The sequence below is a fragment of the Aquamicrobium sp. genome (assembly GCF_023954335.1).
In the GTDB taxonomy this organism is placed as follows: Bacteria; Pseudomonadota; Alphaproteobacteria; order Rhizobiales; family Rhizobiaceae; genus Aerobium.
On the sequence record NZ_JAMLIE010000001.1, the window covers coordinates 2,114,856 to 2,127,365 of the forward strand.

The window sequence follows — 12,510 nt, forward strand, 5'->3', positions numbered from 1 at the left end:
CATGCAAACGCGCGTCGATCCGTTCCTTGCAGCAGTTATTCACGGTGCGCTGGAAAACATCGCACTCGAGATGGGCCACAAGCTCATGAGGATGAGCTATTCCAGCATCATCCGCGAAAGCGAAGATTTCGGCACCGCGTTGACCGACGCGACTGGCCGCCAGCTTTGCGAATGTACGATGAGCACGCCGCTCCAGTCGGGCCCGATTCCTGGCTATATCTCCGGCATCCTTCGGGAGCTGGAAAAGCGTGGCGACAAGGTGAAGCCGGGCGATGTGTTCATGCACAACGATCCCTACGGCGGCGCTTCGCATGGGCCGGATGTCGGCTTCGCTGTGCCGATCTTCCACAAGGGAGAACTCGCCGGCTTCTCCGTCACCACCGCGCACCATCTCGACATAGGTGCGCTTACGCCTGGCAGCTGTGGCATCGTCGATGCCGTGGACACCTATGCGGAAGGCCTCCAGTTCAAGGCCGTTCGCGTCTACGAGGACGGCCGCAAGGTGGAGCCTGTTTGGCAGATCCTGCGCAGCAACATTCGCATCGCAGATCTGGTTGTCGGCGATATGGAAGCGCAGGTTGCTGCCGCGCGGATCGGCGCCGATCGCTATTCGGCGCTGCTCGACCAGTATGGCGTCGAAACCGTCACCGGCGCTTACGAGGACCTTCTCGATTATTCCGAGCGCCTGATGCGGGAGGCCATCGCCAGCATTCCGGACGGCCGCTACAACGCCAAGACCTTCATCGACGGCTATCTCGACAGCCCCGACCCGACGCTCAAGGAGCTACCGATCGAGGTAACGCTGACGGTTTCGGGCTCCGACATTCACGTCGACCTGACCGGCACTGCACCGCAAACCACGCACAAGCCGATCAACATGCCGCTCGTTGGCACGGTGGACTGCGCGGTCTGGCTGACCCTGCGCTCGATTGTTCTGGACAGCGATGTTTATGGCAACATCCCGCAAAATAGCGGTCTGACGCGCCCGATCACGATTTTTGCGCCGGAAGGCTGCCTCGCCAATCCAATCTTCCCGGCTCCGGTGATCGCGCGCTTCTGCCCAGGCAACGCTGTGGCTGACACGGTGATGAAGGCGATTGCGCCAGCTGTGCCTCAACAGGTCAGCGCCGGCATCGGCAACCTTCGCGTCATGGCGTTCAGCGGCGTGTCGCAGGGCGCTCCTTGGGTTCACATGGAGATCATGGAAGGCGCTTACGGCGGTCGCTTCGGCAAGGACGGCATGGATGCGGTCGATACGCTTTACGCAAACACGCGCAACAATCCGATCGAGGACATCGAGTCTCACCTGCCGCTGCGCGTCCTGAGCTACGAGCTGCGCGAAAACGTTGCAGGTCCGGGCGCTTCGCGCGGTGGCATCGGGTCAATCCGCGCCTTCGAGCTTCTGGAAGATGGCGCTGTTTCGGTTGAAGGTGATGGGCAGCGCTTTAAGCCCTGGGGCTTCCAGGGCGGTGCGGATGGTTCGCCTGCGAAGGTCGAGCTGGCGCGTGCAAGCGGCGGCGTGGAGGATCTGCCGTCCAAGATCCCATACCGCCAGCTGTCGCGCGGCGACCGGATCATCGCTTATGGCCCTTGCGGCGGTGGCTATGGAAATCCGCGCGAACGCAGCCCGCAAGCTGTGCTCGAGGATGTACTTGACGGGCTGATCGATGCCGAAGCGGCCCGGTCGGACTACGCCGTTGCCATCAATGGCAAGGTAGTTGACGAAGCCGCAACGCAGGCGCTGCGCGGCCAATAACAAAAAAATGGGAACCAACGCGTCTCACAAAAGGAGAACGAGATGAAACGCGCGACAAAGATGATGGGTTTGGCATCCGCGATGGTGCTGGCCTCGTTGCTGCCCGCTGCCGCCCAAGAAGGCTTGGAAGCATCCAAGCAGAACATTCAGAACTATTCCAAGATCCCGGACTTCGTGGCGCCTGGCGAGCCGTTCGACGCCAAGACCTGCATGGCCGGCAAGAAGATCTTCACGATCCCCGCATCCAGTTCCATTCCGTTCATCAAGACCATCAGCGATCACAAGACCAAGATCGCCGAGCAGCTCGGCTTCGAGCACATGGAATGGGAAAACCAGGGCAATCCCACCCAGTATATCCAGGGTATGGAATTCGCTTCCAACAACGGCTTCAGCCTGGTGAGCCTTTTGGCGGGTGCGGATCCACGCTTCTTCGAGCCGCAGGTCATGCAAACTCAGGCCAAGGGTGTGAAGGTGGTGACGTCGCATCTCACCGGCCTGGAACAGGACGCTCCGGCCGGAGTCGATGCCGCGGTTGCCATCGACTACCGCAAGGCCGGCGAACTGATGGCCGACTGGACCATCGCGAAAACCGGCGGGAAGACCAACGCGCTTGTTCTTGTTTCGAACGAGGCGTTGTCCACCGACTCCATTGTGAGCGGCCTGAAGGAAGCCTTCGACACGCGCTGCCCTGACTGCAAATACGAGATCGTCAACGTTCCGATCGTGGAATGGGCAACCAAGGTTCAGCCGACGGTTGCCGGAGCGCTGCAGGCGAACGCCGACCTCAACTACGTCATCCCAATCTACGACAGCATGTCGAGCTTCGTGACCCCGGCAATCGCCATCGCCGGGCGAACGGAGCAGGTGAAGGTCGCCACATTCAACGGCACGCCTTTCGTGCTCGACCTGATCCGGGCGGGTGACGTTGAAATGGATATCGGCGAGAATCTTGACTGGATCGCCCACGCCATGCTCGACGCGGAGATGCGGCTGCTTTGCGGAAAGGAAACGATCCGTGATTCCAAGGTCCCGCTGCGCATCTTCACGGCGGAAAACATCTCTGAGGTCGGCGAGCCGGCTGACGCCGCGAAGGGCTACGGGGACGCCTATGTTGAAGGCTACCGCAAGCTTTGGCAGATGGCCCAGTGACAACGGGTCCCGTTCATCGGCTTGAAGTCAGGGGACTGACCAAGTCGTTCGGCGGCGTTCATGCGCTTTCCCAAGCGAATTTGACCGTCGCGCCCGGCGAGATCCATGGTCTCCTGGGCAAGAACGGCTCCGGTAAATCAACGCTCATCAAGATCCTGTCCGGCTATCACAATCCGGACGAGGGAGCCCTGATGGTCGACGGAAAGCCAGTGACGCTGCCGATCCCGCTCGGCCAAAGCGAAGGCATCGGACTTGCCTTCGTTCACCAGAATCTCGGACTGCTGCCGGAAGCGAGTGTTCTCGAGAACCTCATTGCTGGTGACCATGACCGCGTCGGCGGGTGGTTTATCAACTGGAGCGCGGAGGCTGCCCGCGCGCGGCAGCTGTTCGAGCAGCACGGTCTCGACATTGACCCGTGGATGCCGGTTTCAGAGCTGTCGCCGGTAAAGCGGGCGCAACTGGCGATTGTTCGTGCGGCCGACCGTGTGGGCTCCCACAGCAAACATGCCTCGCCCGGCCTGCTTGTGCTCGACGAGCCGACGCCCTTTCTGCCGATCGAGGGCGTGCGGGAACTTTTCGCCATGATGCGTCGCCTGAAGGAGACCGGTGTCAGCATTATCTTCGTTTCCCACGACATCGATGAAGTGATGGAAATCACCGAGCGCGCCACCGTTCTGCGCGATGGCCATGTGATCGCGAGCTTCGAAACGGCGTCCACCAGCCGGGCGGAGATCGTAGAAGCGATCGTGGGCCGCGCCGTGACGCAAGAACGGCTGGTGCAGGACGTGCCTGCCGGCCGGGCTCCAGCAGCCGTGGTACGGTCGCTATCGGGCCAGATCGTCAAGAGCCTCAATTTCGAGGTGGCGCCGGGAGAGATCCTCGGTCTCACTGGGTTGATCGGCTCCGGTTACGACGAGGTCCCGCATCTCCTTTCTGGTGCCAAGCCCGCCGGTGCGGGGCATCTGCAGCTTTCCTCCGATGGTGTGCACGATCTGCGTAGTCACAGGCCTGCTGATGCCATTGCCTCAGGTGTCGCGCTTATCCCCGCCGACCGGCAAAAGCTCGGTCTCGCACTCGATCTCAGCCTAACCGAGAATGCCATGCTGCCAATGAGCGCGCGGGGCGACCGCTCCTTCTGGCTGGATCATTCGATGCGGCGGAAGACAACCGCGGACCTCATGCGCCGCTTCGTGGTCAAGGCTGAACGCCCGGAACAACCGGCGTCGGATCTGTCCGGCGGCAATCAACAAAAGATCCTGCTGGCCAAATGGCTGCAGTTGAACCCGAAATTGGTGCTCCTCGATGAGCCAACGCAGGGGATTGATGTCGGCGCACGGCGCGAGATCTATGAGCGGCTGCTTGAGGCCTGCGCGGGCGGAGCGGCCGTGATCTGCGCCACGTCAGAGTTCGAGCAGCTCGAGCAGATCGCGCACCGCGTGCTCGTGTTCGAACGCGGCCGGGTCAAGGCCGAGCTCCGCGACAAGGATGTAACAAAGGCCGGCATCGAAGCCGCCTGCTATGGGGAAGCCAAATCACATGCCTATGCTTGAGGCCGATCATGGCTAATGTGGGTTACCAGCTCGAGCGGTTTGGTCTCGTTATTGTCTGGCTGCTTGTTATCGCGATCTTTGGCGGCTTGAAGCCGGACACGTTTCTGACGTGGTCGAATTTTTCCAGCATCTTCGGCTCCGAAGCCGTGCTGGTGATCGTCACACTCGGTTTGATCATCCCGCTCACGTCGGGTGACTTCGACCTGTCGATCGCACAAACGCTTACCTTCACATCGATGCTCACCGCGCTCTTGAGTGCACGCATGGGCGTGCCGATCGGTTACATCATCCCAATCGCGCTCGCTGCGGGGGCGCTGATCGGCATGATCAACGGGGCGATCACCCTTTACTTCCGGGTTCATTCGCTGATCGTCACTCTGGGTGTGGGCACCTTCCTGCACGGCATCACGCTGTGGATGAGCGACAGCCAGACGATCAGCGGCGTGTCTCGCGTGCTGATGCAGTATGTCATCATCCAGCGCGTTTTCGGCATCCCCGTCAGCTTTTATTACGCCATCGTTCTGGCTGCGCTGGTCTGGTACGTCTTGTCCTACACGGCGTTCGGTCAGCAGCTGTTGTTTACGGGCCGCGGCCGCGAGGTCGGGCGTCTGACCGGCGTGGCGGTCAACCGCGTGCGCCTCACCGCCTTTGTTGTTTCCGGCATGCTCGGCGCTTTGGCGGGCATCCTGTACACGGGAACCACGGGGTCGGCGAACCCCACCTCGGGTACAACCCTCCTGCTGCCCGCCTTTGCGGCTGCCTTTCTTGGCGCCACCTGCATCAAGCCCGGTCGCTTCAACGCCTGGGGATCCGTGATCGCCGTTTATTTCTTGGTGACCGGGATCAATGGGCTTTCGGTGCTCGGCTTCCGTACCTTTGTCCACGACCTCTTCTACGGCGGTGCCCTGGTGCTCGCCGTCATGGTTTCACAGCTCGTCAGCGGGCGAAAAGAACGGACCCTTTGATGAGCTATCCTGCAAACAGATCCGATAAATTGCTTCGCATCAACTCGGATCGGCTTTGGTCCCGGCACATGGAGATGGCGCGAATTGGCGCCATCGAGGAAACCGGCTCATGCCGCCTCGCCATGAGCGCCGAAGACGCCGAAGCGCGGGAGCTTCTTGCTTCATGGTGCCGCCAGGCCGGTCTCGACGTCCAGGTCGACGGGGCAGGAAACATGTTTGCCGTTCGCCCGGGGACCGATCCTACGCGCCGGCCGGTCGGTTCGGGAAGCCATCTCGATACCCAGCCGCACGGTGGACGCTTCGACGGAATCTCGGGGGTTCTCGCCGCGCTGGAGGTGGTGGAAACGCTCAACGATGAGGGGATCCAAACGGCGGCACCGCTTGCGGTGGTGAACTGGACCAATGAGGAAGGGGTCCGCTATGCACCCGGTTTGCTTGGTTCTGCCTGGTACGCAGACCTGATCGACGATGAGCGACTTGATGGGCTCACGTCGGTCGACGGGACCTATTTCAAGCAGGAAGCGCGCGAACGTGGCTGGCTGGGCCATGGCTCGGAAAAGTTGCCGCTTGAGGCTTTTCTTGAGCTGCATATCGAACAGGGTCCGATCTTGGAACAAGAAGGGCTTGATATTGGGATCGTCACCACCGTCCAGGGGCTTCGTTGGATCGATGTCGACGTGATCGGCAACGATGCACATGCCGGAACGACACCGCTGGATCAGCGGCAGGATGCGCTGCTTTCCGCCGCACGCATGCTAGTTGCCCTCAATGAAATTGGTCGTAGCTATGGTTCTGCGGCTCGGGTGAGTGTTGGCCAACTGCGAACGGCCACTAACGGTCCAAGCACGGTTGTGGGCCATGCGAGCTTCGTGATCGACATCCGGCATCCGGATGCTGGAACCCTCGCGAAGCTAAGCGAGGAGTGTGGCGCGGTCTGTCAAACGATCGGAGAAACGGCGGGGTGCGCGGTGAAGATCACAGAGCGCATCTCGGTTGCACCAACGGTGTTCAACAAGCGATGTGTTGCCGCACTTGAGGATGGCGCGATCAAGCATAGCTACTCGTACCGGCATATTGCAAGTGGCGCCCTACATGATGCGGCCAACGTGGCCAAGGTAGCGCCGACCGCAATGGTCTTCGTGCCGTGCAGAGACGGCATCAGCCACAACGTGAAAGAATATGCGTCACCAGGAAGCCTCGCGGCCGGAACGAACGTTCTGTTGCATGCAGTTTTGAAGCTTGCCGCATAGGATGTCCCGGTCCAGGCCCGACCGCCGAGCTCAGTCGGATTGATACGGAAGCGAGAAAGGAAAGACCAATGCGAGCGGTACTCTTGAACCAGCCCAGCGAGGGGCGGGAAAGCATGGTCGTCACGACGGTGGACGAGCCGAGCCCTGGCCCCGGCGAGGTGATCATGAAGGTTGCCTTTGGCGGGTGTAACTTTGCGGATACCATGATGCGTCGGGGCATTTATCCGCACCCCAAGGGCTACCCCTTGATCGCAGGACTTGAAGTGGCGGGTACGATCTCGGCGGTGGGTGAGGGTGTTGTAGATTTCGAAATCGGCGACCGTGCTGTCGCTTTCTCTGAGGACGCTGGGGGCTTCGCGGAGTATGCTGCCCTGCCAGTGCGGCATATCACTAAGCTGCCCGACGGGATCAGTTTCGATATCGCCGCGGCATTCTTCATACAAGCACTCACGGCATGGCATCTGCTCCACAATGTTAGCTCGACAAAACCGGGGGACGTGCTTCTCATCCACGCCATTGGGGGCGGGGTCGGCCTCCACCTGACCCAGCTCGCAAAGCTTGCCGGAGCTCGTGTGATTGGTACGGTTGGCACTCGGGGGAAGGAGAAGCGTCCGATCGAATTCGGCGCGGACCGTGTCGTGAACCGCGATGAGGAGGATTTCGTCCAGGCGACGCTAAGCTTCACTGATGGTAAAGGGGTGGACAAGATTATCGATTCCACAGGAGGCAGCATTCTGGACCGCAGCTTCGACGCAATCCGCCCACTCGGTCACGTGGTGAGCTATGGAGAAGCTGAGGCCAAACCGTTTCCTAATCTTTGGGAACGCCTCGTGCGTAAGTCGTTGACCTTCACCCGCATGCACCTTGGTCACGTCGACCACCGATCCGAGGTTTGGAAAAGTGGGCTGAACGAGATCTTTCAGCTGGTTCGGAACGGCACACTTAAGGTGCCGATTGAAGGCGTGTTCCCTCTGGATCAGGTTCATGCAATGTATGAAAAGCTTGAATCGAGACAGGTCTCTGGAAAGCTGCTGCTACAAATTGGGGAGTAGCAACTCCGCGCGTCTGACATGCTTCTTCGCAGCCTATTCCGTACGAGCTCCGAAACGCATCTTGATTTGAAGCGGCGTCCGGCGTGAACAGGTAAGCGATTCTCGGTCCGCTCAACTGCGGCAGCCAGGCCAATACGGCACCCCGCCGCGGGCATTGATGATCCGCCTGCCGCGATCACATCTTGCCGGACCGCGTCGATGGTCCGGTTCTTACATCGATCGGACGAACCTTCAGGATACGCTCGTTCCGGAAATTCAGTTCGCGGCCGCTTCGAGGCATTCGACATTTTGGATCCGAGTCTAACGCTGGCAAAGGTGAAGACGGAGATCGACACACTGATTTACAATGGTGCTGTCGGCGCGTGATGGCGGCAGGTAGCTGGTTGTAGATCTGGTTTGAGATTGGCCGTTCTGCGTACAGGCCCTGATGTCGATTTACACTTCAATCTTGGACTCGGGCGTTTTTGGCAATAATGTTACACTCCAATTGAGTTTCAGGACGAGTGAGTCTCAGTTGAAGTGTAAGGGTCTGGGCGGCTATGCGAAGGCTGCTTCCTTCTCCAAGGCTGGCCTCCAGGATTCAATGCTGTCGTCGGTGATGCGCTCGATACCATTCTGGATCGCCTCGATTGCGAGCTCGTTGAGTATCCCGAATACGCGAGCTGTGATGCCGTCACCGAGGCGAGAAAGGTGCCGTAGGCTTTGGCTTGACAAAGAGGATGGCAGCCTGAGCGGCAGGCTGCGCAGGATCGCCGTTACAAGTTCCTGGAACTCCTCATCTGCCTTCCATCTGGGCAGCACAAACTGATCCAGACGTCGGGCCAGTTGAACCGCTCCGGGTTTGCCGGAGGCTCCAACTCCTGAGTAGGATGGAGCATCATGAGCAAGACGACGAACAAGTTTTCCCCTGAAGTGCGCGAGCGGGCGGTCCGGCTGGTCCTCGATAACGAGGGTCAGCATGGCTCGCGTTGGCAGGCGATCATGTCGATTTCAGCGAAGATCGGCTGTTCTGGGCACACCCTGAACGAGTGGGTCAAGAAGGCCGAGGTCGACAGCGGCAAGCGAGCGGGCGTTTCCAGCGAGATGGCCGAACGGATGAAGGCTTTGGAACGCGAGAACCGCGAACTGCGCCAGGCGAACGAGATCCTTCGCAAGGCCAGCGCGTATTTTGCGATGGCGGAGCTCGACCGCCGGTCGAAGTGATGGTGGATTTCATCGATGCGCATCGGAATGCGCACGGGGTCGAGCCGATCTGCTCAGTGCTGCCGATCGCCCCGTCCACCTATTACGATCATCTGGCCAGGCGGACCGACCCGGCGCGGTTGTCGGATCGGGCGCGCCGGGACGAGGTTCTGCGTCCTGAGATCCGTCGGGTCTTCGAAGAGAACTGGCAGGTCTACGGCGCTCGCAAGATCTGGCGGCAATTGCGCCGGGAAGACTTCGACGTGGCCCGTTGCACGGTGGCCAGGCTGATGAGGGTCATGGGTATTCAAGGTGTTATCCGGGGCAAGCCACACCGGACGACGATCCCTGACAAGAAGCTGCCTTGCCCACTGGACCGCGTGAACCGCCAGTTCCGCGTGCCCGCACCGAACATGCTGTGGGTGTCGGATTTCACCTATGTCGCAACCTGGAAAGGGTTCGCCTATGTGGCTTTCGTTATCGACGCCTACGCCCGCAGGATTGTCGGCTGGCGCGTCAGCACCTCTCCTCATGCCGGGTTCGTTCTGGATGCCCTCGAACAGGCCGTCCACGAACGCCGGCCCACCAAGGGCATGGGTCTGGTCCACCATTAGGACCGTGGATCGCAATACCTGTCCATCAAATACACCGAACGGCTGGCCGAAGCAGGCATCGAACCCTCGGTCGGCAGCGTTGGCTGTCCGTCGTCAGGGTTTTTGGGACAACAGGCGGCGTGAGCTAACGGAGGCTCTGGTCCATCAGGTTTGTCACATTAGGCCGCTGCATCTCGATGAAGCAAGCGGCGCTGTTTGATGGTTTTGCGTTTGATCCTTTCCCTTTCCAGCGTGATGATATCGCCGCGCCCGAAGTAGACGTCGGCAGGGGTGAGATTGTCGAGGCTCTCGTGGTAGCGGCGGTGGTTGTAGTGATCGACGAACGCCGCGACCTGCTGCTCGAGATCACCCGGCAGGAAGTAGTTTTCGAGCAGGATGCGGTTCTTCAACGTCTGGTGCCATCGCTCGATCTTGCCTTGGGTCTGAGGATGGCAGGGCGCCCCGCGCGTATGTTCCATGCCCTTGTCGGATAGCCATGCGGCCAGGTCGGAAGAGACGTAAGAGGGGCCGTTGTCGGACAACAGCCGCGGCCGCTGCACCACCCTGGCGCTGTCGCAGCCAGAAGCCTGCAGCGCGATGGTCAGCGTGTCGGTGACGTCCTCGGCCTTCATCGTGGTGCACAGCTTCCAGGCGATGATGTAGCGAGAGAAGTCGTCGAGCACGGTCGACAGGTAGAACCACCCCCAGCCGATCACCTTCAAGTAGGTAAAGTCGGTCTGCCAGAGCTGGTTGGGCGCCGTCGTCTTGTCGTGGAACTCATCGGCGGCCTTGATGACGATGAAGGCGGGGCTGGTGATCAGGTCGTGGGCCTTGAGCAGGCGATAGACTGAGGATTCCGAGACGAAGTAGCCCCTCGTGTCGGTGAAGGTGACCGCCAGTTCCCGTGGCGACAGCTCCGGCTCGTTCAACGCCAGCTCAATGATCTGATCGCGTTTCTCCTCGGGGATGCGGTTCCAGACCCGGTTCGGCCGGGGCCTGCGATCCTCCAGCGCATCGACACCGCCGGCCAGGAAACGGTCATACCAGCGATTGAAGGTCGAGCGCGGAATACCGAGTTTTTGCAGCGTGCGCCGCGCCGACAGATGCGACTGCTCGACGAGCCGAATGATCTCCAGCTTCTCGGATGCGGGGTATCTCATTCGTCGTCGCCCCCATCCGCAATCATGCTTTTTTTAAGAATCCGCAGTTCCAGCGCCTGCTCGGCGACGACCTCCTTGAGATCGCGCGCCTCCTTGCGCAGAACCTTCACCTCGTCGCTGGTGGCGGCGCGCGCCGTATCCCCGGCAAGCCGCTTCTTGCCGGCTTCCAGGAATTCCTTCGACCAGGTGTAATAAAGGCTCTCCGCGATCCCCTCGCGCCGGCACAGCGCCGCGATCGACTCTTCGCCGCGCAAGCCCTCCAGCACGATGCGGATCTTCTCCTCGGCCGAATATTGCTTGCGGGTTGCGCGGCGGATGTCTTTGATGACCTGCTCTGCCGGCGCTTTCCCGGTTCCGGATTTCTGTCTCATCTTCGCTCCTTTGAAAGGCTACGATGAACCAGAAATCCTCCGTTCTCAGTTAAGCCGATTTGGTCCCATCAGTGCTGACGCCGGACAGCGCCCCGCCGCCGTCCGCACCGCCTGACGCGGAGACTTGCCTCCCAGGGCAGGGATCGGCGCGTCCAGCGTTTCGCGATAGTGCCTGTCCATATGGTCCCGCAGGATCTGGCGGGCGATTTCGGACGGGATTTCGTCGGCGCCCCCCTGGGGCCGGTCGTTGCGGTGTTCGTCTCGCATCTGCTCGACTGTGCGGATCGTGGTCAGCGGCTGTTTCAGCAGTTCACCACAGATCTCTGTAACCAGCGCCTCGACCTTCGCCGCGCGCCTGGTGGAGTTGACGTTCACGAGCAGCATCTTGCCCGTCAGTTCCAGCGAGCCCAGGACGGTGGCGCCCTCCATCTGCGTGTCCAGCATGATGCCGCCGCCCGCCTTGCTGCCCCGCCGCTTGCGCGGGGCCAGCCAGTTCCAGAACTTCGGTCCTTCCGGCAGGAAAGCCTTCACCGTCTTCCTCGCATTGACGGCACCCGGAATCGCCGCCGCGCAGAGCACCGCGCATGACGGTCATGCCGCTTCGACACTGGAGATCGTGCTGAACGATGGCGCCAAATGGCAGGGCGACCAGAACATGCTTACCGGCATGGGCGCGATCCACGCCACCATGACCGCCAATCTCGAGGCGATCCACGCCGGAAACCTGTCGGCGGAGGCCGCCCGCGGGATGGCCGCCGACGTACAGAAGCGGGTCGATTTCATGGTCGAGAACTGCGTGCTGGAACCCGAGGTGGACGAGCAGTTCCATATCGTGCTTGGCGAGGTGATGACCGGCATCTCGGCGCTGGAGGAAGATGAGGTCGAACCGGGCGCGGTGAGCATCGTTCAGGCGCTGAATGCCTACGGCGAGCATTTCGAGCATCCCGGCTGGCAGAGCATCGAGTGAGGCCACGGCCAAAACCATGGACCGGCGCGGCCTCACGCTTGCGCCGGCCTTGTCTTGCACGGGCAGCGCCCTTCCAGCAGGTCGGCATCGGCAGCCAGCGCGGCACGCACACCCGCTGGCAGCTGGTCACGAACGACGGGACTGGCGCGCCGACGCTCACCGACATGGGTGCGAGTTTCGCCATCGCCACGGGAGGCGTGCTGACCCTGTTCATCGCCGCCCCGCCGAACGGCAGCTCCGTCTGGGTGCGCGTCGTCGACGAAGTTTCGGGCGCGGTCTTCGAGCAGGAGATCACCGCCGATCTGCCCGCCGCGACCCAGTTCTTGTCGCCGAGGCTGTTCATGAACACCGGAGCAACGGCCGCCGCCGTCGCCTTCGACTGCGCCGGGGGCTATGTCGAGACGGACTTTTGATTTGTAGGCAGAGACTGCCGGTCCGATTCACGGCTGCAAAGAGCGGAATGGATTCGCTGCAAAAGATGATGGCAGGTGCTGGCGCGTCTGTGGTGCGCGCGC

11 protein-coding genes, 1 pseudogene and 1 other annotated feature are annotated in these 12,510 nt (G+C 61.1%); of the genes and pseudogenes, 9 read left to right on the top strand and 3 right to left on the bottom strand.

Going from position 1 to position 12,510, the window contains the following annotated elements:
• Position 1: 1 nt before the first annotated feature.
• The 6 genes from M9945_RS10535 to M9945_RS10560 all read left to right on the top strand — a co-directional run bounded on the left by M9945_RS10535 (position 2) and on the right by M9945_RS10560 (position 7,722).
• Positions 2–1,756, top strand: a complete 1,755-nt coding sequence (locus M9945_RS10535; protein WP_367944449.1) for a hydantoinase B/oxoprolinase family protein — start codon at positions 2–4, stop codon at positions 1,754–1,756.
• 42 nt (positions 1,757–1,798) lie between these two features.
• Positions 1,799–2,905: a sugar ABC transporter substrate-binding protein gene (locus M9945_RS10540; RefSeq protein WP_367944450.1), complete on the top strand. Its 1,107-nt coding sequence runs from the start codon at positions 1,799–1,801 to the stop codon at positions 2,903–2,905.
• Complete coding sequence (locus M9945_RS10545; protein ID WP_367944451.1) at positions 2,902–4,455, top strand: sugar ABC transporter ATP-binding protein; 1,554 nt, start codon at positions 2,902–2,904, stop codon at positions 4,453–4,455. The genes M9945_RS10540 and M9945_RS10545 overlap by 4 nt, the downstream gene beginning before the upstream one ends.
• Positions 4,456–4,463: 8 nt before the next feature.
• Entirely contained in the window at positions 4,464–5,420 is a 957-nt protein-coding gene (locus M9945_RS10550; protein WP_367944452.1) for an ABC transporter permease, read from the top strand.
• Positions 5,420–6,670 carry a Zn-dependent hydrolase gene (locus tag M9945_RS10555; protein WP_367944453.1) on the top strand — a complete coding sequence of 417 codons (1,251 nt, stop codon included), beginning with the start codon at positions 5,420–5,422 and terminating at the stop codon, positions 6,668–6,670. The genes M9945_RS10550 and M9945_RS10555 overlap by 1 nt, the downstream gene beginning before the upstream one ends.
• Positions 6,671–6,783: 113 nt before the next feature.
• Positions 6,784–7,722: a zinc-binding dehydrogenase gene (locus tag M9945_RS10560; RefSeq protein ID WP_367944454.1), complete on the top strand. Its 939-nt coding sequence runs from the start codon at positions 6,784–6,786 to the stop codon at positions 7,720–7,722.
• 537 nt (positions 7,723–8,259) lie between these two features.
• On the opposite strand, the gene M9945_RS10565 is transcribed toward M9945_RS10560, so the two are convergent.
• Positions 8,260–8,523 carry a hypothetical protein gene (locus M9945_RS10565; RefSeq protein ID WP_367944455.1) on the bottom strand — a complete coding sequence of 88 codons (264 nt, stop codon included), beginning with the start codon at positions 8,521–8,523 and terminating at the stop codon, positions 8,260–8,262.
• Positions 8,524–8,601: 78 nt separating this feature from the next.
• Here M9945_RS10565 and M9945_RS10570 point away from each other — a divergent pair.
• A pseudogene (locus M9945_RS10570) lies at positions 8,602–9,602 on the top strand (IS3 family transposase); the annotation flags it as partial.
• Positions 8,883–8,999, top strand: a sequence feature (AL1L pseudoknot). Its footprint overlaps the pseudogene before it by 117 nt.
• A gap of 74 nt (positions 9,603–9,676) precedes the next feature.
• Here M9945_RS10570 and M9945_RS10575 read toward each other — a convergent pair.
• Together M9945_RS10575 and M9945_RS10580 are read right to left on the bottom strand one after the other, a co-directional pair.
• A protein-coding gene (locus M9945_RS10575) for an IS3 family transposase (protein ID WP_367930840.1) occupies positions 9,677–11,028 on the bottom strand; the annotation gives its coding sequence in 2 pieces (ribosomal slippage) (positions 9,677–10,692 and positions 10,692–11,028; 1,353 coding nt in all).
• Positions 11,029–11,073: 45 nt separating this feature from the next.
• Positions 11,074–11,559, bottom strand: a complete 486-nt coding sequence (locus M9945_RS10580) for a hypothetical protein (protein WP_367944456.1) — start codon at positions 11,557–11,559, stop codon at positions 11,074–11,076.
• An 85-nt stretch (positions 11,560–11,644) separates the two neighbouring features.
• Here M9945_RS10580 and M9945_RS10585 point away from each other — a divergent pair, with 85 nt between their 5' ends.
• Positions 11,645–11,995: a hypothetical protein gene (locus M9945_RS10585; RefSeq protein ID WP_367944457.1), complete on the top strand. Its 351-nt coding sequence runs from the start codon at positions 11,645–11,647 to the stop codon at positions 11,993–11,995.
• 38 nt (positions 11,996–12,033) lie between these two features.
• Positions 12,034–12,408, top strand: a complete 375-nt coding sequence (locus M9945_RS10590) for a hypothetical protein (protein ID WP_367944458.1) — start codon at positions 12,034–12,036, stop codon at positions 12,406–12,408.
• Positions 12,409–12,510: the final 102 nt, after the last annotated feature.